This is a genomic window from Nonomuraea turkmeniaca, assembly GCF_005889735.1.
In the GTDB taxonomy this organism is placed as follows: Bacteria; Actinomycetota; Actinomycetes; order Streptosporangiales; family Streptosporangiaceae; genus Nonomuraea; species Nonomuraea turkmeniaca.
In genome coordinates this window covers 32,696-54,518 of sequence record NZ_VCKY01000012.1, presented here as the reverse complement: position 1 = coordinate 54,518, position 21,823 = coordinate 32,696, and the positions used below count along the sequence as shown (strand labels likewise).

Below are 21,823 nucleotides of genomic sequence, written 5' to 3'. Positions count from 1 at the left end.
CCGCGGCCGCTGTGCGACGGCTGAGAGAGCCTGAGGGCTCTCTCAGTACGCTGGCCACCGTGACCGAATCGCCCGGCAAGGAGCTGTACGTCATTGTGTGCGCGGCAGAACCGGCCGCGGAGGTCGGCCGCCTGGTCGCCATGGCGCAGGACGAAGGGTGGATCGTCCAGATCGTCGCCACGCCGTCGGCACTGGACTTCATCGACGTGCCGGCACTGGAACGGCAGACCGGCCGCCCCGTGCGCAGCCGCTACCGCAAGCCGTCCGAGCCCAAACCGCCCCGCGCCGACGCGATCATCGTCGCGCCGGCCACGTACAACACGATCAACAAGTTCGCTCAGGGCATCGCGGACACCTACGCCCTGGGCGTGCTGGCCGAGGCGCCCGGCCTCGGCATCCCGGTCGTCGTGGTGCCCGTCGTCAACGACGCCTTGGCTGCCCGGATCCCGTACCGGCGCAGCGTGGAGGAGCTCCGGGCGGATGGCGTGCGGGTGTTGTCCGGCTTGGACTGGAAGCGAGCGCTGACGGAGCTCACCTCGGCGGGCTAAGCCCATGCGGCGAGAAGGTCTTCTGGGCGCCAGACCTGGCTCGTCCACGACCTCTCAATGCGTCGCAGGGCGAGGTCGGGGCGCCCCCGCTCGGCGAGAACGGCCGACCGTATTCCTGCAACGCCTCCATCCTCGTGTCACCCACGGCCGTGGCCAGGGCTCTGAAAGCCTCGTTCCAGTCCTGGGGGCGAGTGCCTTGGACCAGGTCCGCGTGGGGCGACCCGGCACAGGCCATGCCCTGGACCAGATCATGCCGTTCGGCGGCGGGCGTGCGGCCGCGTGACGCCTGGAAGATGAGAGCGCAGTTGAGCCTGACACCGTGTGAGGTGGTATGCCGGATGTGTCCGACGTAGAGGAGGAACATCGTGGCAATGGCGGAGCGGGTCGACGCCGTCCTAAGGGCGGGTGCGGCGCCGGGGTTCCACGGGCTCGTGGTGATGCGGGGCGGGGAGGTCGTGCTCGAGCGTTATGGGGCCGGGGTCGACTATCGGCTGGGCGATTCGCTGGGGCATGTCGCGTTCGATCGGGACACGTTGCACGACATCCGGTCCGTGTCCAAGAGCGTTGTGGCGTTGTTGTACGGCATCGCGCTCGGTGAAGGGCTGGTGCCGGAGCCGGGGGCGGCGCTGGTGACGCAGTTTGCGGAATATTCGGATTTAGTCGGAGATCCGGGGAAAGCTCATCTCACCGTCGAGCATGCGCTCACCATGACGCTCGGGCTCGAATGGAACGAGGACGCCCCGTACACGAGCACGGCCAACAGCGAGATCGCGATGGAGTTCGCCCCCGACCGCTACCGCTACGTGCTGGAGCAGCCGGTCGTCGAGGAGGCGGGAAAGGTCTGGCACTACTGCGGGGGCGCGACCGCCCTGCTCGGCGGGATCATCGCGCGCGGGACGGGGCGTCCCTTGGAGGAGTACGCCGCTACGGCGCTCTTCGGGCCGCTCGGGATCACCGACTTCGACTGGTCCAAGGGGGAGCACGGGGTGGTGTCGGCCGCGGCCGGGCTGCGGCTGCGGCCGGTCGACCTGGCCGCCGTCGGGCAGCTCGTGCTCGACGGCGGCCGCGGGATCGTGCCGGGCGCATGGCTCCAGGAGATGCTCCGGCCGCGAGTGAACATCGCCGAGGGCTTCGAGTACGGCTACCAGTGGTATGTGGTCACCGGCGACCGTCCCCACGTCAAGGGCATCGGGAACGGCGGGCAGGAGGTGCTCGTCCTCCCCGGGGAAGAGCTGGTCGTGGCGGTGACGGCGGGCCAGTACGACGGTGACCCGGCCAGTTCCAGGGCCGTCATCGAGGCCGTGCTCACGGAATGAGCGGGATCCGGCCCGTGGCCGCGCGGCCTTCCAGGAGGCGGTGCGCCTGGGCGGCCTCCTTGGGCGGGAGAGCACGAGAGGCTCGCCGCGAGCTACGCCGACCTCGTCAGAGGGCTGATGCGCGAGAGCTCGTCAGAGAGCTGATGGGCGGAGGACCGCCACGGCCGCTCTGATCGCCGGGTGCTCGCCGTACCCCCTTCTGAAGGCCACCAGCGTGCGGCGGCTCAGCGGCAGGCGGGTGAGGGTGACACCTGGCGGTGGTGAGCTCGCGGCCAGGCGCGGCACGAGCGCGACGCCCTGGCCGGCTGCCGCGAAGGCCAGGATGGTGTCGAAGTCGTCGATGTGATGCCGGACGCGCGGCTCGAACCCGGCCGCCTGACACGCCCTGATCGCCATGGTGTGGCAGAGTGTGCCGGGCTTGTTCATGATCCAGGAGTCGTCGCGGGCGTCGGCGACGGAGGGCCGGTCGGTCAGGTACATCGGCTCGCTGAACAGCGGCTCGGTCTCGATGGACGCGTCGGTGACCGGCGGGACGAAGTCGTACTCGTGCACGAGCGCCACGTCCAGCTCCCCCGCCCGCAGCGCGGCCGAGACATCGGCGGGGTCGATCTCGGAGACCATCGGCTCCAGCCCCGGGTGCGCCGCGGTGAGGGCGGTGAGGGCGGCGGGCAGGAGCGCGCGGGTGGCCGTGGGGAACGCGCCGATCCGCAGCGGGCCCGACGGCCCGCCACGGACGGCGGCGAGCGCGGCCGAGGCGCGTTCGAGCTGCTCTAGCACCGTCTGAGCGTGCTCGACGAGGAGGTGGCCCGCCGGGGTGAGCGTCACGGTGCGGCCGGTGCGTTCGAGCAGCGGCACGCCAGCCTCCCGCTCCAGCGCGCTGAGCTGCTGGGAGACGGCCGACGGAGTGAACGTGACCGCCTCTGCCACTGCGGCGATCGTGCCGCGCCGGGCCAGTTCGCGGAGCAGGAGGAGCTTGCGTGGGTCGAGCATAAGCTGAGCTTACGCTTGACCATAGAAATCCGAACTGGACCTAACGGGTTACGGTCGGTCAGTCTCGAATCATGTTGAGAGGAATCCACGTACCGCTGGTCACCCCGTTCACCGCGGCGGGCGAGGTGGCCGTTGACGCGATCGAGAAGCTCGCCCACCAGATGCTCGACGAGGGCGCGGCCGGGCTGGTCGCGCTGGGCACCACCGGCGAGGTGGCCGCGCTCGACGCCGAGGAGCGGGCTCGGGTGATCGAGGTGTGTGCACGGGTCTGCGGGCAGCGGCAGGCGCTGCTGACGGTCGGGGTCACGGGGAACGACGTGCGGTCGGCGGCGCAGGCGTTGCGGAGCCTGCCGGAAGGGGTCGGTGCCGCCCTGGTGACCGTCCCGTACTTCCTGCGGCCTGGCGAACGCGGCGTCGTCGCGTACTTCGAGGCGCTGGCCGAGGAGACGCCGGTGCCGCTGGTGATCTACCACATCCCCTACCGGACGGGGCAGGCCGTGAGCGCCGCGACGCTGCGCCGGCTGGGGGCGCATCCGATGGTCGCCGGGGTGAAGTACGCGGTCGGCGGGATCGATCTGGACGCCGTCGATCTGCTGGGGGACCTGCCCGACGGGTTCGAGGTGGTCTGTGGGGAGGACGCGTTCATCTCGCCGCTGCTCGCGCTGGGCGCCTCGGGCGGGATCCTGGCCGCGGCTCATCTGCGTACCCGGGACTTCGTCGAGCTGGCGGAGGCCTGGCAGGCGGGGGACGTGGCCCGGGCGCAGGCGCTCGGGCGCCGGCTGGCCCGGCTCTCGGCGGCGCTCTTCGCCGAGCCCAACCCGAGCGTGATCAAGGGCGTGCTGCACGCCCAGGGCCTGATCCCGACCCCGGACGTGCGGTTGCCGCTGGTGCCCGCCGGCGCCGAGGCGGTGTCACAGGCTCGCCTGGTAGCGGTACATCCAGGCCAGTGACTCCTGGCTCGCGCTCTTCTTGAGGAAGAACGGCAGCATCAGGTCGCGGAAGACCCGGGCGACCGGGCCCGCGGCCTTGCTGTTGCTGATCGTCCTGGAGTACGCCACGACCCGCTCCGCCCGAGGCCGCCGCTCGGCCTCGTAGCGCTCGAACGCCTCGCGGTGATCCCGGCCGTCGCGCAGGCACCGGGCCAGCACGATCGCGTCCTCGATGGCCAGCGAGGCACCCTGGCCCGCGCTGGGCGACGTGGCGTGGGCGGCGTCCCCGAGGAGCAGGACCCGGCCGCGGTGCCAGACGGGCACCGGCGGCAGGTCGTAGATCGGCAGGCCCGGCCCGACCTCGCTGCGCGCGATGAGCTCGGCGGAGGCGTTCGCGTCGTCCTCGAACGCCTTGACCAGCTCCGGCCGCCAGCTCTCAGGATCGTCGCCGAGCCGCCTCGGCAGGTTCGCGAACCACCACGTCGCACCGGACTCGGCCACAGAATCCATGGTCCCGCTCGCACGGGGGTCCGCTGGTAGCGCAAGCTGCCGCTCTGCGCCCCAGGCTCGCTGCTCTGTGTCTATGGTCGCGCTCGCACGGGGGTCCGCTGGTAGCGCAAGCTGCCGCTCTGCGCCCCAGGCTCGCTGCTCTGTGTCTATGGTCGCGCTCGCACGGGGCTCCGCTGGTAACGCAAGCTGCCGCTCTCCGCCCCAGGCTCGCTGCTCTGTGTTCGTGTAGCCGAAGAACGCGCGTTTGCCGAACACCATGTTGTACTCGCCGGGCTCCCCGGCGAGGTTGCCGTCCTTGACGATCCCGCCGAAGCTGTACAGGCCGCTGTAGCGGGGCGCGGGGGCCTGGGGGTCGAGGATCGAGCGGGTGCGCGAGCGCACGCCGTCACAGGCGATGAGCAGGTCGCCGGTGGCCTCAGAGCCGTCCTCGAACCTGGCCGTGACCTCGCCGCCACGGTCGTCGTAGCCGGTCAGGCGCTTGCCGTAGTGCATGTGGATCCCGCGTTGGACCGCCTCGTCGCGGATGGTGCGGTAGAGGTCGGAGCGCTGGACCGTGTGGCTGACCGTGCCGTCGTCGAGCCGCAGACCGTTGGCCACTTCGCCGAGCCGCTTGCCCGTGCCGCTCCACATGACCATCCGCGGGGTGGGGATGGCCGTGTCCAGCACCTGGCGGTGCGCGCCCAGCAGGCGCAAGGCGGCCAGGCCGTTCGAGGCGAGGTTGAGGAAGGAGCCGACGTTCTCGGCGCCCTGCCCGTACGCCTCGAAGATCTCGGCGTCGATGCCCACCTCGCGCAGGGCCATAGCGGTGACCGGGCCTGCGATGCCACAACCTATGATCAAAGCCTTCACTGTGATAACCTTTCGTTCGGTCGAACGAAATATAGAACGAAGGCGAGCCGGTGTCGAGAGGTATTTCGGAGCATCGAAAGAAATTGCTGGAAGGGCTCACCATGGCGGGGCGGGAGAGCAGCAACGCCGCCGTGATGTACCACACCGCCATGGGCGAACGGCTAGGGCTCGGCATGACCGAGGAGAAGGCCCTCGACCTGCTGCAACGCCTGGGCCCGCTGACGGCGGGCGAGATCGCGCAGCACACCGGGCTGGCGCCGGCATCGGTCAGCGGCCTGGTCGACCGGCTGGAGGGCAAGTGGCTGGTGCGGCGGGTGCGTGACACCAAGGACCGGCGCCGGGTCATCGTCGAGATCAACCAAGAGCGGCTGGCCGGGTTCGGGGAGCTGTTCGAGCCGTTCGTGGCCGCGCTCGCCGAGCTGTACGAGCGCTATACGGACGAGCAGCTCGAAGTGATCCTCGACTACCTCACCCGGTCGGCCGCCCTGCAACGCGAGGCCACCGCAGGGCTGGCCGACGGCGCTTAGCGTTCGGCATCTCTGATGGCCGTGCCGACCTCGCCCACCCGGTCGGCCAGCAGGCCGATCGCGCCCACCGCTCGTGCCATCGGGTCGTCGTCCGCGCCGCCCAGCGCCTTGGCCCTGAGGTACGCCCGCTTGATCTCCGCCCACCGTTCGGCCTGGGCCGGGGACAGGCGGCCGCGCAATTCGGCCAGCTTGAGCAGGTTGGCCTCGGCGTCCGTGGTCAGCGTCTGCGCCTCGCCCAGGTAGTGGTCGTCGATCAGCGCTTCCAGCTCGGCGTCGTTCATCGCGGGCACGATGCGCTCGGCCAGCTTGTTCATGTTCCGGTACGAACCCTGCAGCCGGAACGGCGGCTCGGTGCGGGCCGCGTCGGACTGGCCGGCCGAGGCGATGTACGCCTGATTGTTGGCCAGAACGACCTCCTGCACGCGGACCAGCTTGGCCAGGACGCTGAGGATCTGGTCCAGCTCCGGCTTCGTGTACGGGTGCTTGAGCTGGTCAGGCTGGACCGTCGTGTCGCCCTTCGCGAGGCGGACGAGCACCTCCACGTCGGCGCGGTCGCGGCCGGACAGCGGGGCCAGCACCGGGTTGGAGGTGAGGGCGTTGTCTATGTAGCTCAGCGCGAACAGCTCGTCCTTGCCCGACAGGACGTCGCCCAGGTTCCACACGTCGGCCCGGTTGGCGAGCATGTCGGGGATGCGGAAGCGCTGCCCGGACTCGGTGTACGGGTTTCCCGCCATGCACACCGCGAACCGCTTGCCGCGCAGGTCGTAGGTGCGGGTGCGGCCGTTCCAGACGCCCTCGATGCGGCGCTGGGCGTCGCACAGCGAGATGAACTTCTGCAGGAGCTCCGGTGAGGTGTGCTGGATGTCGTCCAGGTAGAGCAAGGTGTTGTTGCCCGCTTCGAGGGCGAACGAGATCTTCTCCACCTCCTGCCTGGCCGTCGCGTCGGGGGCGTCCGCCGGGTCGAGCGAGGTCACCTCGTGACCCAGCGCCGGTCCGTTCACCTTGACGAAGACCAGGCCGAGGCGGCTGGCCACGTACTCCATCAAGGTCGTCTTGCCGTAGCCGGGGGGTGAGATGAGCAGCAGGAGGCCCATCTGGTCGGTGCGTTTGCCCGCGCCCGCCGCGCCCAGCTGCTTGGCCAGGTTGTCGCCGATCAGCGGCAGGTACACCTCGTCGAGGAGGCGGTTGCGGACGAAGGCGCTCATGACCTTGGGCTTGTACTCGTCCAGGCGCAGGCGGTTGCGTTCGGCCTCGACCAGCTCGTTTCTGCTGCGCTGATAGGCACGGTAGGCCGGGACCCGCTCCTCCCTGTGGTGGCGGGTTCTGGTGAGGAGCTCGTCCAGCTGGATGTGCAGTTTGCGGTCTTTGATCCTGGGGTGGGTGCCCAGGAGGCCGTCCACGGTTTCGGCGCTGGTGGCGCTGGAGTCGTGGCGGGGGAGGTTGCCGCACAGTTGTACGGCGATGGCCTCCGCGGTCTCCGGGGCTTGGCGGTAGGCGCCCAGCCAGGCGGTGGCCAGTTGCAGGCGGTCGGGGAGGGGGAGCGCTTGGAGGTCGTTCTCGAACTCGCGCATCTTGACCGGGCCCAGGGACTGGCGGAAACCGTCCAGCAGGTCGCGTGCCGCCTTGCTGGTCACGAAGCCGATGGGGTTGCCGGCCAGCTCCTCGACGAGATACTCACCCGCCATGCCGCCCGCGCCGGCGCCTGGGCTCAATGCCCGGTCCGGGGGTGCCGCGTCGGTGGGATGCGGTGCGGTTGAGCTGGGCGGACTTGGGCGGAGTCCGGCCATGAAGGCGCTGATCCGGGCACCCAGCTCGCCGGCCAGCGAGCCCAGCGCAGGGGTGATGCCGAAGACCGTGCGGGCGCGGACCAGCGACACAGCCCGGGTGGTGAATGTTTTACGTGAAACCTCGTCCACCCCGAAAGCCCAGAAGAGCTGAGCCATGGCGCGGACCTCGGCGGGATAGCGGAGCAGTCCGGCACCCTCGCGCAGGCGCACCAGCGTGTCCAGGATGGTCGTGGCATCGTGGTCGTGCACCCCACGTTCGTATCCCTCGTCGTACCGGGACTCGGCGGCCTGACGCACCACGTCGGCCAGAGGCGCGCCCGACGTGACGGAGTCCAGGAGCGAGGCGGCCAGGTGTTCGGCGCGGTAGACCTCGGGCGTCTCCGACACCAGCAGCTGGTCCCAGAAGGGGCGGGTGTGCGCGAAGGAAGGCGGGACGGGGGAGCGGTAGTCGGTGCCGGTGATCGCGAAGTGCATGGTGTCGTCGTGCGGCACCAGCGTCAGGTCGATGGGCTGGGTGTTGACGGCGAAGCGGTGACGGCCAAGACGCAGGGTCTCGCCGCCGTCGGAGAAGAGGTCCAGGCGGTCGCGGAGCGCCCGGGCCGCCTCCTGCTGCGCCGACTTGATCCGCCCGTCCAGCTCCTCGGCCCGTACGGCGTCCCCGAGCGACCGCAGCTCCCCGGCGGCCGACCGGACCTTGGCCACCATCGGGTCGGTCGCGAAATACGTGTTGACCTCGTCCAGCGAGCCCAGCGAGCCGAGCCGGCGGGTGACGCTGCCGAGGACGCGCTCGGCGGAGGTGAAGAGCCGGTCCGCTCTGCGGGCCAGCTCGTCCAGCTGGGTCTGCTTGCGAGCGGAGAACGCCTCGTAGACGTCGTCCCGCTTGGCCGACAGCTGCGCGGCGAAGTCGTCGAACTCGCCGAAGCGCGACTCCAGGTTCTCCAGCTGCAGCATGAGCCGCCCGAGCTGCTCGTCGCATTTCCCGGGCGTGTCGGCCATCGCCAGCGCACCGGTGATGGCCTGTCCGAGCAGGGCGAACTCGGCGGCGAACGCGGCCCGGCCCTCCGTGCCGAGCAGCTCGCGCCGCCGCCCGTCGAGCACGGCCCGGGCCCGGTTCACGCCGCCGAGCACCTCCGCGATCCGGCCCAGGATCGACGTGCGTACGGTGGCGTCGGCGATGTCCAGCGAGCCGACGACCTCCGTGACGACCTCCAGGCCTTCAGCCTGCTCCGCCAGCCGCTCGGCGACGGGCGCGGCCTCGGCGACCGTGGCGATCGCGGCGGCGTCGGCGGCGAGCCGGTCGACGGCCGCGTGGTAGGAGGTGAACGCGTCCTCCCCGGAGAGGAACGCGACCGCCCGGCGACCGGTCGCGGTCACCTCCTCGGTCACGGAGGTGGACAGCGTGTCCAGCGCGGCCAGGTCGATGTAGCGGGTCTCGCGCAACGTCACGAGGTGGCCCTGGGCGCGGCGGAGTGTGGCGAGCATGGTCACCCATGCGTCGGCGGTGGCCGGGTTGTCGGCACGCGCCTGGCGTACCAGCTGGGTGGTCTCCTCCGTGGCCTTCGCGAGCGTGTCGGCGGCCAGCCGGGTGAGGTGCTCGACGTTCTCGTACTCGTCGAGGACCTGCTCGGCGGTGGCGCGGACGTCGGCGAGCGGCCCGCGCAGACCGTGCTCGCCGAGCCAGTGGTAGGAGTCGAAGGCCCGCGTGCAGGCGGCGATCAGCCCCTCGAACGTGCCTGCCGACGGCGCCATCTCCTCGACCATGCGGGACACGGACAGGCAGTCGGAGATGCCGCGCACCAGCTCGGCGTTGCCGATGCGCTCCAGGGGGCCGGTTCCGGCGGGCTGGGCCGCGGCGTAGGTGTCGGAGACGTACGGGGTCTGCCAGACCTGCATCGGGTGGACCCGGGTGGGCTCCTCGGAGGTGGCGCGGAAGACCACCATCGTGCCGTCGTCGAACAGCGAGTACCCGTGGCAGACGATGGGGTTGGCCACCTCCTTCCTGATCACGTTGTACGGCAGCAGCAGCGACCGCCCGTCGCCCCTGGCGTGGAAGACGTACAACACGTCCTCGCCGTTGGGCGAGCGGACCACCCGCTCGAACTCCAGGTCCGTCACGTCCGTGTCGAACGTCTTGCTGACCCCGGTCGTCAGGTAGTAACCACCGGGGAAGATCAGTCCCTGGTCCTCGGGGAGGCGCTGGCACGCCTGGCCGATGCCGTCCAGCCTGATCACGGCTTTGGTGCGGGTGTTGAAGACCAGGTGACGCCACTCGGTCTCCTTGTACGGCCGGATCCGCATGAGGATCAGCGGCCCCACCCTGGCGTACTCGACGTCGGCGTCGGCCAGGCTCTGCAACGGCTCGGCGACCGGCTCGGAGTAGATGCCGGCACCGGTCTCCGTGTTGTCCTCGATCTTGATGGTGAGGTCGCCGCCGACGGTCTCGACGAACACCTCCCCCTGGATCGAGATGTGCGGGTGGCGGCCGAGCACGTGGTCGTCGCGGGTGGTGACGGTCCACTCGAAGTCGTGCGACGGCGGGAAGACGTGGTCCCGCTCACCCCGGTTATCCAGATATTTCGGGATTCCGTCGTTCCCGACCGTCCAGCGCAGCACCCGCTGGTCGGCCGGGCCGGTCTGGAACACGGCGAGCAGCTTGCCCTCCACCCGCCTGAGCTGCTGGAGCCTGGTCTCCTTGTAATAGCGGTAAAGCTCGGCGAAGTCCTTCTTGAACGCCGGGTCGTCCAGCGACTGCAGCTTGTCGGCGTCGAACCTGAAGGCGTCGCCGTCCCTGGAGAACCGGTGCACCGCGAACACGTCGGCCACCGCCGTCTCCGGCTTGAGCCCGATGAAGACGTTGTAGCCGAACAACATCACGTCACCCAGGGAGACGATGTCCCTGGGGACGCAGTTGTTCTCGGTGCGGATCCGCTCGGTGCCCAGCAGGCGCAGCTCCGCACCGCCGAAGACCTTCAGCCGCGCTCCGTTGAGCGCCTCGGCCGCCGCCGCGAGGGCCTTGGCCTGGGCCTGGAGGCGGTTCCTGAGGACCTCGTAGGTCCCGGCCTCCAGCTCCGGGCCGGCTTGCACGGTGGTCACAGGTCCTCCAGGAACAGGGTGCGGCGTCCGATCTCGCTCACGGTCAGCCCTTCGCCCGGGCCAGCGCGGCGACCGGCGAGTCGGCCACGCCGAGGCGGCGGGCCGTGTCGAGCAACTCGCCGAGCGCCGACGACTGCGGGCCGCCGTCCTGGATGAGCCTCATGAGCAGGGCGGACACGGTCAGGTTCTTGATGTCCTCGGTACGGACGCCGCTGATCACGTTCGCGAGGTCGCCGGCCAGGCTGGCCTCACCGTTGACGTACGGCCGGACGAGCGCCCCGGCGACCTGCGAGTGGTCCACGAACCCGTCGATCGCCTTGCCCGCGGTGATCGAGCCGACCACCTTGTCGAAGAACATCGTGTCGCCGCCGACGATGTCGATGTTGGCCTTGGCGAGCCCGGCGGCCAGCACGCTCGCCTGCGACTCGGCCACCTGCCGCGACACGTCGATGTGCTTGAGCCGGATCTCCTTCTCGGCCTCCAGTCGCAGGCGGTACTCCTCGTGCTCCCTGCTGGCCTCGTCCAGTGCGGCCAGCGCGGCCGCCTTCTCGGTGAGACCCTCGGCCTCGGCCTTGAGCTTCTCGCCCACCGCGGCCGCGCCGGCCAGCGCCATCGCCTGCTCGCCTTCGGCCTGCGCCTTGAGCCGCGTGCCTTCGACCACTGCCATGGCCTTGGCGCCCTCGGCCTCGGCCGTGAGCTTCTCCTTCAGCGCCACGGCCTCGGCGCGGCCGACCTTCTCGATGGCCTCGGCGTCGCGCTCCTTGACCTGGACCTGCGCCAGGCCCGCGGCGGCGGACTCGGCCTGGACGCCTTCGGCCAGCCGGATCTTGGCCCGGGTCTCCAGCTCGGCGGCCTGCTGCTTGGCCTCGGCGAGCACGAGCTCCTCGCGGGCCTTGAACTTCGACGCGGCCTCCGCGGCCTCGGCCGCCTTGATGTCCTTGACCAGGTTCTCCTGGGCCTCGGCCTCGGCGGCGATGATGACCTGCTGGCGGGTGCGCTCGGCCTCCTCGACCACGCGCAGCCGCTTGATGGACTCCTCCTGCTCGGCCACGGTCTTGTCGACCGCGATGCGCTCGCGGATGACCTCGGCGATCGCCCGCTTCTCGGTCTCGACCTCCTTGTCCTTGGCGATGCGCGACAGCTCGGTCTCCCGCTCGCGGGCGATGACCTCCAGGACGCGGTCCTTCTCGATGCGCTCGCTCTCGATGGCGATCACGCGCTCGCGGTTCTTCGTGGCGACCGCGATCTCGCGGTCCTTGTTCTCGTGCTGGACGCCGATCTGCTCGTCGGTCCTGATGTGCGCGCTCTGGGCCCGCAGCCGCTCCTCGGCCTGCACGCGGGCGACCTCCGCCTCCTCGCGGGCCTTGACGGTCTCGATCTCGCGCTTCTGCTTCATCTCGGCGTCGGCCTGGCGGCGCTGCAGCTCGAGGATGGCCTCGCGGGCGTCCACGTTCTGGCGGGTGATCTCCTTCTCCTCGTGGCGCTGGAACTCGTTGGTCCGCACGTGCTCGATGGCCGTCAGCTCGGTGATCTTGCGGATGCCCTGCGCGTCGAGGATGTTGTTCTTGTCGAGCTGGAGCAGCGAGGTCTGCTCCAGGTAGTCGATGGCGGCGTCCTCCAGGCTGTAGCCGTTGAGGTCGGTGCCGATGAGCCGGACGATCTCATCGCGGAACTCGTCGCGCTTGGTGTAGAGGTCGACGAAGTCGAGATGCTTGCCGGCGGTCTTGAGCGCCTCGGAGAACTTGGCGTTGAACAGCGCCTGCAGCGTGGCCTCGTCGCTGGCGCGCGCCGTGCCGATGGCCTGGGCGACCTTGATGACGTCCTCGGCGGTCTTGTTCACGCGGACGAAGAATGTGATCTTGATGTCGGCCCTGATGTTGTCCCGGCAGATCAGGCCCTCGCGGCCGGTGCGCTCGATCTCGATGGTCTTCACCGAGATGTCCATGATCTCGGCCTTGTGGACGACGGGCAGCACGATGGCACCGGTGAACGTCACGTCGACTTTGTTGACCTTCGACACGATCAGCGCCTTGCCCTGCTCGACCTTGCGGAAAAGCCGGGCGATGAGGATGAAGATGCCGATGACGATGATCAGGATGACGGCGAGGAAAACGCCGAAGCCGGTGGAGATGACGTCCATCAGAGCTCGCTTTCGTAGGGCATGACCCAGAAGAATTCGCCGTCTGCGTCGTATTCGAAGATGAGTGCTTTGTCGCCGCGCGCGAGGCGGTCCTGACCGGTCGTGCGTACCTGCACGACCGCGGACGAGCCGTCGGCGGCGGTGACCTCGGCCTGGCCGAAGTCGTGCGTGGCCGAGCCGGTGCGGATGACGCACATCTGGCCGACGAAGTCGCCGCGCGAGTGCCGGTCCCCGTCGGGAAAGAGCCTGCGCAGCGGAACCAGCAGGCCACGGGTGGCGAGCCAGGCTCCGCCCGCGGCGGCGAAGGGGACGGCGATCAGTAGGCCGCCGAAGCTTGCGCCCAGGAACTGGCTGCCGATCAGGCACAGGAGCCAGGCCACCGCGATCAGCACCGAAAGCGTGATCCCTGCCGGGACTCCGCCGAGGCCCAGCCAGGATGCGTCGTCGTCCAGCTCGAAGAGGCCGGTGATGACGACCAGCCAATAACCGACGACCACGACGAGCAGAAAACTGAAAATGACCGTCGGAAAGCTCAGCGCCGTGCTTAAGAACTCGCCCATCCCGCCTCGGTGCCCATCCCCCGTGTGATGTCCTGTCGGACTATATCGAGATAAAGAGCGACTAAAGGTAAAAGTTCCCGAACGGTCTGAGTGGTTGACCTCAACCAAAGTTGAGGTAGCAGGCTGGTCCCCATGAGCGAAGTGATGAGGGCGGCGGCGTTCGCCGAGCCCGGCGGTCCCGAGGTGCTGAAGGTGATGGAGCTGCCCGCGCCCCAGGCCGGTCCCGGGCAGGTGCGCGTGCGGGTGCGGGCGGCCGGCGTGCAGCCGTTCGACACGGCCGTGCGGGCGGGGTGGCTGCCGCCGTACATGGGGGAGGTCGGTTACCCGCGCATTCCAGGCAACGAGTTCGCGGGCGTGGTCGACCAGGTGGGCACGGGCGTGACCGGAGTGGCGGCGGGGGACGAGGTGCTCGGGTTCTCGCGGTTGTTCGCCTACGCCGAGTACATCGTGGTCGACCGCACGGACGTGGCCCCGAAGCCCGCAGAGGTGCCGTGGGAGGTAGCCGGCGGGCTGACCGCGGGGGTGCAGACGGCCGAGCTGGCCCTGGACGGGCTGGGTGTCAAGGAGGGCGAGACGCTGCTCGTGCACGCCGCGGCCGGGTCCGTGGGGACGGCCGCCGTGCAGATCGCCAGAATGCGGGGCGTGAGCGTGATCGGCACCGCCCGCGAGGTGAACCACGACTACCTGCGCGACCTCGGCGCCGTCCCGGTCGCCTACGGGCAGGGGCTCGCCGACCGGGTCCGCGCGCTCGCACCGGGCGGGGTCGACGCCGCCCTGGACGGGGCCGGGGGTCACGCCTTGGAGGTCTCCTTGGAGCTCGTCCGCGACCGGGGACGGATCGTCACGCTGGTCGAGCACGGCAAGGCCGCCGAACTGGGGGTGAAGCTCGTCCAGGGCGAGCGTACGGCCGAACGGCTCGGGCGCTACGCCGCCCTGTGCGCCGAGGGGCGCTTCAGGTTCCCGGTGCGGCGGGCGTACCGGCTGGAGGAGGCCGCGGACGCGCACCGGGAGATCGAGACCGGCCACGGGCAGGGGAAGGTCGTCCTCACGATCTGAGGAGAACGGCCTCGGCTATGGCCAGGCCGATCTCGTTGAGCTCGCTCTCGCCGTCCTCGACGTCCCACAGGGCGTTCTGCAGGACCCGGCCCAGCGTCCAGCCGGCCGCCCGCTGCGGGTCGAGGCCGAGCCCGTCCACCATCAGGTCGAAGCGGCGCAACACGGCCCGGGTCACGTCGCCGGTCGCGACCACGTCGTCCCACCGGTTGTCCAGGGCTGGCCACAGGTCGAACCCTGGGTCGCCGGCCAGCGGCTTGGGGTCGATGGCCAGCCACGGCTCCCGGTCGGCGGCCAGCACGTTGTCGTAGTGCAGGTCCCAGTGCAGCAGCCGGTCGCCGGGCTCGGAGACGAGCTCGGCGACCGCGTCCGCGCACCACCGCAGCCAGTAGCGGTCCTGCTCGCGGGGCAGCTTCGTGAGAGCTTCCTCCACGTTGTCGAGCATGGCCTGGGCGATGTCGCCTAGCCGGCGCATGTCCTCGGGCGCGGGGTGGGCGACGAGCCGGGCGAGCAGCTCGGTCAGGATCTTCAGCGCCTCGATGTCGTCGGGCACGGCCGACAGCGGGCGGTCGGCGTGCAGCCGTTCGAGCAGCAGGGTGCCGGTGTCCGGGTCGGAGCCGAGCAGCCGTACGGAGGCGTCGCCGTCCCAGGCGCGTAGCCCCATCGCCTCGGTGGCGTTCTCGTCGGTGACGGGTTGCAGCTTGAGCGCGGCCCTCGTGCCGTCCGCGCGGATCACCGGCAACACCAGCGACACCACGCCGTGCCCGGGCTCGCCGTCCAGCCGCAGCTCCCATTCCTCCAGGTAGCGCTCGGCCAGCGCGGGAAGCCCGGCGGACCAGGCACGACCGGCCTCCCCGTCGTACTTGATGTGGGACTCGGTCAGCGCCGCCGGGACCGTGATCCGCATCAGTAGTGCCAGGGGAAGGGCGACCAGTCGGGGGCGCGCTTCTCCAGGAACGAGTCGCGCCCCTCGGCCGCCTCGTCCGTCATGTACGCCAGCCGCGTCGCCTCACCCGCGAACACCTGCTGCCCCACCAGCCCGTCGTCGATCATGTTGAAGGCGAACTTCAGCATCCGCTGCGCTGTGGGCGACTTGCCGTTGATCTTGCGGGCCCACTCCAGGGCCGTCGCCTCCAGTTCGGCGTGCGGCACCACGGCGTTGACCATGCCCATGCGGTGGGCGTCGGCCGCCGTGTATGTCTCGCCGAGGAAGAAGATCTCGCGGGCGAACTTCTGCCCGACCTGGCGCGCCAGATAGGCCGAGCCGAATCCGCCGTCGAAGCTGGCCACGTCGGCGTCGGTCTGCTTGAAGCGGGCGTGCTCCGCGCTGGCCAGCGTGAGGTCAGCCACGACGTGGAGGCTGTGGCCGCCGCCCGCCGCCCAGCCCGGCACCACGCAGATCACGACCTTGGGCATGAAGCGGATCAGGCGCTGCACCTCCAGGATGTGCAGGCGCCCGGTCGAGGGGGAGCCGTCGGCGTACTGGTAGCCGTCCTTGCCTCTGATGCGCTGGTCGCCGCCCGAGCAGAAGGCCCAGCCGCCGTCCTTCGGCGACGGGCCGTTGCCGGTGAGGAGCACGCAGCCGACGTCGGTGGTCTGCCTGGCGTGGTCGAGCGCACGGTAGAGCTCGTCCACGGTCTGCGGGCGGAACGCGTTGCGCACCTCGGGACGGTTGAAGGCGATCCGCACCGTGCCCTGGTCCACCGCGCGATGGTAGGTGATGTCGGTGAAGTCGAATCCCTCGACCACCTGCCATGCCTTGGGATCGAACAGCTCGGAGACCATGGACGTGAGCCTAATGGATCTGGTCTCCGGCCCACTCGTCGCCGTCAACGCGCGCACGTTCGCCGTGTTCACGGCCTGACACCCCGAGCGCGTGCGGCGCAAGCTCGCTAGGTGACCTCCGCGCGCAGCTCGGCGAGCAGCTCCCCTTGGTCGGCGAGCATGTCGGTGAGGATCCGGCGGGCGGCGCCGAGCAGATCGGCCAGCTCCGGCGTGGCCAGTGTGTAGACCACCGTGCTGCCCTCGCGGATCGCGCTCACGATCCCCGCCCTGCGCAGGACCGCGAGCTGCTGCGAGAGGCTCGACGGCTCGATGTCGATCTGGGCCAGTAGATCCCTGACGGGCAGCGGCCCTTCCTGGAGTAGCTCCAACACTCTGATGCGAGCGGGGTGGCCGAGCGTTCGGAAGAAGTCGGCCTTGGCCTGATGGACCTCCACGTGCATATAGCCCAGACTAATCCAGCGGAGTTGCATAATTCTTCAAGTCACCATGTTGTTGGATAGCATGACAGCGGGGACTAGGGAGTAGCCATGGGCCGAGGAAGAGCCAAGGCGAAGCAGACGAAGGTCGCTCGCCAGCTGAAGTACACCAACCACAACATCGACTACGACCGGCTCCGCGAGGAGCTCGGTGCCGACACGCGGCATGAGGAGAGCTACCCGTCTACGGCGTCCGAGCAGGAGTCCGAGCGCGCGCAATGACGCGGGTCCGCTTCGCGGGCGTGAGGGTGACGTTCTTCAGCCGCCTGGCCTCCGGCGCCTGGTCGGGCGCCGAGAGCTCCAGGCGGTTCAGCACCTCGCGCATGATGACGCGCATCTCCAGGAGCGCCAGCTGCGCGCCGACGCAGAAGCGCCGGCCGCCGCCGAACGGCATCCAGGCCCTGTTCTGGTGCCCGTCCATGTAGCGTTCCGGGCGGAACTCCTCGGGAGAGGGGAACGCTTCGGGGTCACGGTGCACGAGCGGGATGTACGGCCCGGCGTACCAGCCGGCCGGGATCTCGTGCTCGCCCAGCCGGAGCGGGGCGTCGAGCAGGCGCGGCGCCTCATAGACGACGGGCCGGACGCGTAGCACCTCCTTGACCACCGCGTCGAGGTAGGGCTCGTCGTCCGGCAGCCGTTCCATTGTCTCGGGCAGGCGCAGGAGTCGCTCGAAGGCCCAGGCCAGGCCGGTCGCGGTGGTCTCGTGGCCGGCGATCAGCATGGTGACCAGCTCGTCGCGGATCTCCTGGTCGCCCAGCTCGGTCTCGACCAGCCTGCCGAGGACGTCCGTGCCGCCCGGCGTCGCGCGTCGGTGGCGGATCTCGTCGAACAGGATCGTGTCCACCTCGTCGCGGAGCCGGACGAACCGCCCGTACGCCAGGAACGGCACCCGCGCGGCCATTCCGCGCAGCCGCTCCGGCAGGGCCAGGAGCTGCATGGACCCGCCGGTCTCGATCAGCTCGGGCAGCAGCGCCCGCAATCTGCCGACCCGCCCGGCGTCCCTGATACCGAAGATCAGCCTGATGATGATCTCCAGCGTGATGTCCTGCATCCGCTCGCGAAGCGTGAACGGCCTGCCCAGCGGCCAGGTCGCGATCTTCTCGGCGGCGATCGCGGCGATCTCGTCGCGGTAGCCGGCGACCTGCTTGGCGCGGAGCGGCGGGTTGAGCAGCTTGCGGTGTCGCCACCAGCCGTCGCCGTCCAGCGTGAGCACCGAGTGCGCGCCGACCATGTGCTCCAGGAAGTCGCGCCGCGCCTCACCGGCGCGCCCGCCTGTCTGGTCGGTCTGGTAGATCTGCGCGGCGAGCTCGGCGGTGGTCACGTAGACCTCCGGCGGGTAGCCGGCGTAGCGCGCCGTGAAGATGGGCCCGTACCTGCGGTGCAGGCGCTCCATCATGCCGGGCGCGTCCCGCATGAACCACGCGGTCTGCACCAGCGAGGGAAGCCTCGGTCCGGGAGGGATCATGCCGAATCTCCAATGTAGATATACGTACGTCATATACGCTCGTATTATCTCTGTAGCATGGATCGCGTGGCGCGAACAGAGGCCGGTGGATACCGCGAAAGACTGCTGGCGGGCGCGGTGGCCTGCCTGCAGGAGAAGGGCTATGCCCGGACCACCGCACGAGACCTGGTCGCCGCTTCCGGCACCAACCTGGCCTCCATCGGCTACCACTTCGGCGGCAAGGACGCGCTGCTCAACGAGGCCATAGCCGGCGTCTTCGACCAGTGGACCGAACACGTCGAGCGGTCGATGTTCGGCGCGGAGCTCGGCAGCCCCAGGGAGATGCTGGAGCGCGCGATGGTCGCGCTGGTCGACGTGTTCGAGGAGCTGCGGCCGCAGCTCATCCTGTGCGTCGAGGGTTACCCGGCGGCGTTGCGCGAGCCTGTGCTGCGGGCGAAGATGGCCGAGGCGTACGCGCGGACCCGGCAGACGGGCGCCGACATGATCAGGCGGGCCGCCGCACAACTCGGCGTCGAGCCGCCGATGTCGCCCGAGGTGCTCGTGTCGGTGCTGGTGGCGATCTCGGACGGGCTCATGATGCAGTGGCTGCTCGATCCGGCGAGCACCCCCGACGCCCGCCAGGTCGTGGACGCCCTCGCCAGTCTGTCGAGCTTCATCGCCTAGTCAGGTGGCGCAGGAGTCGTGGGTGGCGTCGAAGCCCTTGATCGACTCCGTGTCGTCGGAGCGCAGTGGTTTCAGGCCCGTCCAGTCGTCGCCGATCACGAGCACCAGCCGGTTCGTCCGCGCCCCTGCCACCTTTCTGGGCACGGCGGCGAGCAGGTCGCCGGTCAGGGTGGGCACGCGGGTCTCGCCGTTCGGCCCGTACAGGATCGTGGTCTTGGGCTGCGGCTTGCGTGCCGAGTCCCCGATCCTCGTGATGTGGTAGCCCCGCTGCTCCAGGAACGCCGCGACCTGGGTGCCCAGCCCACTGCGCCAGGTGCCGTTGCGGAGCTCAATCTGGATCTTGGAGCGGCCCACCTTGGCCTGGCCGCCCTTGATGCCTTCGACGCTCTGGTCCTTGGCCACGATCTGGAACAACCGTCCGGCCTGCGGCTGCACCCACTCGACCCGGCCGGGCTGGGTGAGCGAGTAGTGCCACGGGGTGGTGATGAAGCGGATCTTCCCGGCGTCCAGGCCCTGGAGGCTGGTGGCCAGATCCTTCATGACACCCGGGGACAGGCCACGGTCGGTGGTCACCGCCTTGGTGCCGGCGTCGAGGAGGGCGAAGAGCTTGGCCGGGTCGGTGAGCGTCTCGCCGCTCATGGCCTTCTTGACCATCGAGGCGATGAACATCTGCTGCCGCTGGATACGCCCGATGTCGGAGCCGTCGCCCATGCTGTAGCGGGCGCGTACGTACCCCAGCGCCTGCTCCCCATTGAGCGTCTGCCGCCCGGCGGGCAGGTGCAGCAGCGCCTTCGTGTCGTCCACACGCTGCGGCAGGCAGACCTCCACGCCGCCCACGGCGTCCACCATGCTCTTGAACCCGGCGAAGTCCACCTTGACGAAGTGGTCGATGTGGATGTGCGTCAGCGTCTCGATCGTCTTCCAGGTGCAGGCGATGCCGCCGGAGTTGAACGACTCGTTGATCATGCCGAGATGCGGCCGCTGCCCGGAATGGCCGCCGGTGGCCCGGCAGGCGGGCAGCTGGACCAGCGAGTCACGCGGGAAGCTGATCACCATCGCGTTGTCGCGCTTGGACGACACGTGCACCAGCATGATCGTGTCGGTGCGCTCGCCCGTGACGCGGCGGCCGTACTTGGCGTTCTTGCCGGTGCGCTGGTCGGAGCCGACGACCAGGATGTTCATGGCGGTCCCGGCGACCTTGGGCGGGCGGGTGGCGCCGAGGTCGTCGGCGGTGACGTCCTCGTGCTTGATGTTGCCGCTCAGCTTGGCGTAGACGCCTACCGTGACGCCCGCGACCAGGAGGACGACGGTCACCGTGACCGCGAGCACCCAGCGCAGCCAGGGGCGCCTCCGACGTCGTGACGGCACGCCTGGACCGGAGGGTGGCGCGTCGACGAGCCCGCTGCTCACGTGACTCCCAAGGGACGGGGCCGAAGGGCCGCCGCCCCTGGCCAAGAGCCTCGCCGTACAGATCTCGGCCGTGGAACGAGCTTGAGTGTACTCAGTCGGGCTCGGTCATGCTGGGCGATGGGGTCAGTCAGGGATGTTCAGGCGGAGTGAGACGGTGCCGCGCAGGTCCAGCCAGGCCGTGCCGGGGCCGCGTACCAGTCTCAGCACCACCTCCTCGCAGCCTGGGCAGCGGGCGACCAGGCCGGGCTCGGGGCCGTACACGCGGAGCGCGGCGACGGGACCCGTCAGCCCGCAACTCGCGCAGCGGCCGATGGCGGCGGTGACGTCCACGGCGAAGATCTCGCCGAGCGGGCCGGCCAGGGCATTGCCGTCCAGGTGTTCTGCGGTCATGGTCAGCCTCCGGTCGGGCCGAATCGTTCGGTTCTGATCCGCTCCGGCGGGTGCCCGAGCGCCAGCAGCAGGTCGGCGGCCGCCTCGACGAAGCCGGTCGGCCCGCACACGTAGCAGTCCGGCTCGAAGTCGGCCGGCCAGCCGCCCTCGGCCAGGTCGGCCAGCGTGATCCGCCCGGCCGGACGGGCCGCGCCGGAGGGCGTGGCCCTGGTGTAGAGGTAGGCGATGTCCAGTCCGGCCTCCGGCTGCCGCAGCTCGGCGGCGAAGTAGCGGCTGTCCTGGTCGCGGAGCGAGTAGAGCAGGCGGAACGGCGCGCGGCTGCCCGCCTGCCGGCGCGCCCGGATCATCGCCATCAACGGCACGATCCCGGACCCGCCGCCGACCAGCACCACCGGCGCCTTACTCTCCGGCCGCCACACGAACCAGCCGCCCACCGGGCCGCGGATCTCGACCTGGTCGCCGGGCTCGACCACCTCGTTCAGGTACGGCGAGACCTCGCCGTCGGGCACGGTCTCCACGGTCAGCTCGATGCGTTCGCCGTCGGCGGGCGCGGCCAGCGAGTAGCTGCGTTGCGCGGTGTAGCCGTCGTCGGCCGTCAGGCGCACGTCCACGTGCTGCCCCGCCACGTGCCCGGGCCAGCCGGGCACGTCGAACACCAGCGTGCGGGCGGTGGCGGTCTCGGCGCGGCTCTCATGCAGGCGGGCGGCCCGCCAGACCAGGCGGCGGCGCACCTAGTCGCCCTCGTAACGCTGCTCGCGCCACGGATCGCCGTAGTTGTGGTAGCCGGCGGTCTCCCAGACGCCGGGCGAGTCCTCGTTGAGCAGCCGGATGCCGCGCACCCACTTGGCGGACTTCCAGAAGTACAGGTGCGGCACGAGCAGCCGGGCCGGGCCGCCGTGCCGGGGCTCCAGCTCCTCGCCGTCGAAGCTGTGCACGATCCAGGCCTTGCCGTCGAGCAGCTCCTCGAGGGGCAGGTTCGTGGTGTAGCCGCCGTAGGAGTAGACCAGCGCGTATTCGGCGGCGCTCTCGACGTCCTCGAAGAACACGTCGAGGGAGACGCCCTCCCAGGTGGTGCCGAGCTTGGTCCACTTGGTGACGCAGTGGATGTCCACCGTGGGCGTCTGCATGGGCAGCGCCATGAACTCCTGCCACGACCAGCGGTGGGTCTGCCCGTCTTCGGTGTCGATGGCGAACTCCCACCGGTCGAGCGGGACCCGCGGCGTCGGACCGGCCGACAGCACCGGGAAGTCCTCGACCAGGTATTGGCCGGGCGGCAGCTCGTCGCCGCCCTCTCTGCGCCTTCCGCGGAAGCCGCGCGAAACGATCCCCACG

The 21,823-nt window shown here is 70.1% G+C and carries 20 protein-coding genes; 7 read left to right on the top strand and 13 right to left on the bottom strand.

Translation table 11 applies throughout. From position 1 onward, the window contains the following. The first annotated feature begins 59 nt into the window (after positions 1-59). Positions 60-548 (top strand): flavoprotein, encoded by a 489-nt coding sequence (locus ETD86_RS05520; RefSeq protein WP_138664997.1) that lies wholly within the window; start codon positions 60-62, stop codon positions 546-548. Between the two features lie 371 nt (positions 549-919). After that, positions 920-1,864: a serine hydrolase domain-containing protein gene (locus ETD86_RS05515; RefSeq protein WP_246147663.1), complete on the top strand. Its 945-nt coding sequence runs from the start codon at positions 920-922 to the stop codon at positions 1,862-1,864. A gap of 132 nt (positions 1,865-1,996) precedes the next feature. Here ETD86_RS05515 and ETD86_RS05510 read toward each other — a convergent pair whose 3' ends face one another. After that, complete coding sequence (locus ETD86_RS05510; protein ID WP_138664995.1) at positions 1,997-2,854, bottom strand: LysR family transcriptional regulator; 858 nt, start codon at positions 2,852-2,854, stop codon at positions 1,997-1,999. Between the two features lie 71 nt (positions 2,855-2,925). On the opposite strand from ETD86_RS05510, the gene ETD86_RS05505 reads away from it, so the two are divergent. Then, the gene (locus tag ETD86_RS05505; protein ID WP_170222899.1) at positions 2,926-3,804 is read left to right on the top strand and encodes a 4-hydroxy-tetrahydrodipicolinate synthase family protein; all 879 of its coding nucleotides are present in this window, start codon (positions 2,926-2,928) and stop codon (positions 3,802-3,804) included. Here the strand turns inward: ETD86_RS05505 and ETD86_RS58995 are convergent. Then, positions 3,766-5,142 (bottom strand): FAD-dependent oxidoreductase, encoded by a 1,377-nt coding sequence (locus ETD86_RS58995; RefSeq protein WP_170222898.1) that lies wholly within the window; start codon positions 5,140-5,142, stop codon positions 3,766-3,768. The two genes, ETD86_RS05505 and ETD86_RS58995, sit on opposite strands and share 39 nt — an antisense overlap. A gap of 83 nt (positions 5,143-5,225) precedes the next feature. Here ETD86_RS58995 and ETD86_RS05495 point away from each other — a divergent pair, with 83 nt between their 5' ends. Continuing rightward, positions 5,226-5,669, top strand: coding sequence for a MarR family winged helix-turn-helix transcriptional regulator (locus ETD86_RS05495; protein WP_246147657.1), 444 nt, complete (start codon positions 5,226-5,228; stop codon positions 5,667-5,669). On the opposite strand, the gene ETD86_RS05490 is transcribed toward ETD86_RS05495, so the two are convergent. Genes ETD86_RS05490 through ETD86_RS05480 form a run of 3 tightly spaced genes read right to left on the bottom strand, consistent with a single transcriptional unit; the run spans position 5,666 to position 13,249 of the window. Further along, a complete protein-coding gene (locus tag ETD86_RS05490) occupies positions 5,666-10,549 on the bottom strand; it encodes a DNA repair ATPase (RefSeq protein WP_138664992.1) in 4,884 nt (1,627 codons plus the stop codon). The genes ETD86_RS05495 and ETD86_RS05490 overlap by 4 nt on opposite strands. 43 nt (positions 10,550-10,592) lie before the next feature. Further along, a complete protein-coding gene (locus tag ETD86_RS05485; RefSeq protein WP_138664991.1) occupies positions 10,593-12,689 on the bottom strand; it encodes a flotillin family protein in 2,097 nt (698 codons plus the stop codon). Beyond that, positions 12,689-13,249: an OB-fold-containig protein gene (locus tag ETD86_RS05480; RefSeq protein ID WP_138664990.1), complete on the bottom strand. Its 561-nt coding sequence runs from the start codon at positions 13,247-13,249 to the stop codon at positions 12,689-12,691. The genes ETD86_RS05485 and ETD86_RS05480 overlap by 1 nt, the downstream gene beginning before the upstream one ends. Positions 13,250-13,393: 144 nt before the next feature. On the opposite strand from ETD86_RS05480, the gene ETD86_RS05475 reads away from it, so the two are divergent. Beyond that, positions 13,394-14,305, top strand: coding sequence for an NADP-dependent oxidoreductase (locus ETD86_RS05475; RefSeq protein WP_138665029.1), 912 nt, complete (start codon positions 13,394-13,396; stop codon positions 14,303-14,305). On the opposite strand, the gene ETD86_RS05470 is transcribed toward ETD86_RS05475, so the two are convergent. From ETD86_RS05470 to ETD86_RS05460, 3 genes are all read right to left on the bottom strand, one after another. Next, positions 14,295-15,209 carry an aminoglycoside phosphotransferase family protein gene (locus ETD86_RS05470; protein WP_138664989.1) on the bottom strand — a complete coding sequence of 305 codons (915 nt, stop codon included), beginning with the start codon at positions 15,207-15,209 and terminating at the stop codon, positions 14,295-14,297. The two genes, ETD86_RS05475 and ETD86_RS05470, sit on opposite strands and share 11 nt — an antisense overlap. Continuing rightward, positions 15,209-16,087: a 1,4-dihydroxy-2-naphthoyl-CoA synthase gene (locus tag ETD86_RS05465; protein ID WP_138664988.1), complete on the bottom strand. Its 879-nt coding sequence runs from the start codon at positions 16,085-16,087 to the stop codon at positions 15,209-15,211. The genes ETD86_RS05470 and ETD86_RS05465 overlap by 1 nt, the downstream gene beginning before the upstream one ends. Positions 16,088-16,194: 107 nt before the next feature. Continuing rightward, a complete protein-coding gene (locus ETD86_RS05460; protein ID WP_138664987.1) occupies positions 16,195-16,527 on the bottom strand; it encodes an ArsR/SmtB family transcription factor in 333 nt (110 codons plus the stop codon). 87 nt (positions 16,528-16,614) lie between these two features. Between ETD86_RS05460 and ETD86_RS05455 the strand changes: the two genes are divergently transcribed. After that, on the top strand, positions 16,615-16,785 hold the full coding sequence (locus ETD86_RS05455; protein WP_138664986.1) for a DUF3073 domain-containing protein: 171 nt from the start codon (positions 16,615-16,617) through the stop codon (positions 16,783-16,785). Here ETD86_RS05455 and ETD86_RS05450 read toward each other — a convergent pair. Next, positions 16,748-18,028, bottom strand: a complete 1,281-nt coding sequence (locus ETD86_RS05450) for a cytochrome P450 (protein WP_170222897.1) — start codon at positions 18,026-18,028, stop codon at positions 16,748-16,750. The genes ETD86_RS05455 and ETD86_RS05450 overlap by 38 nt on opposite strands. 66 nt (positions 18,029-18,094) lie before the next feature. Here ETD86_RS05450 and ETD86_RS05445 point away from each other — a divergent pair, with 66 nt between their 5' ends. Continuing rightward, complete coding sequence (locus tag ETD86_RS05445; protein ID WP_170222896.1) at positions 18,095-18,691, top strand: TetR/AcrR family transcriptional regulator; 597 nt, start codon at positions 18,095-18,097, stop codon at positions 18,689-18,691. On the opposite strand, the gene ETD86_RS05440 is transcribed toward ETD86_RS05445, so the two are convergent. From ETD86_RS05440 to ETD86_RS05425, 4 genes are all read right to left on the bottom strand, one after another. Beyond that, entirely contained in the window at positions 18,692-20,101 is a 1,410-nt protein-coding gene (locus ETD86_RS05440; protein WP_138664983.1) for an LCP family protein, read from the bottom strand. A gap of 123 nt (positions 20,102-20,224) precedes the next feature. Then, positions 20,225-20,491 carry a DUF6510 family protein gene (locus tag ETD86_RS05435; RefSeq protein ID WP_138664982.1) on the bottom strand — a complete coding sequence of 89 codons (267 nt, stop codon included), beginning with the start codon at positions 20,489-20,491 and terminating at the stop codon, positions 20,225-20,227. Positions 20,492-20,493: 2 nt separating this feature from the next. After that, on the bottom strand, positions 20,494-21,222 hold the full coding sequence (locus tag ETD86_RS05430) for a ferredoxin reductase (RefSeq protein ID WP_138664981.1): 729 nt from the start codon (positions 21,220-21,222) through the stop codon (positions 20,494-20,496). Further along, on the bottom strand, positions 21,223-21,822 hold the full coding sequence (locus ETD86_RS05425; RefSeq protein ID WP_138664980.1) for a molybdopterin-dependent oxidoreductase: 600 nt from the start codon (positions 21,820-21,822) through the stop codon (positions 21,223-21,225). Position 21,823 lies beyond the last annotated feature (1 nt).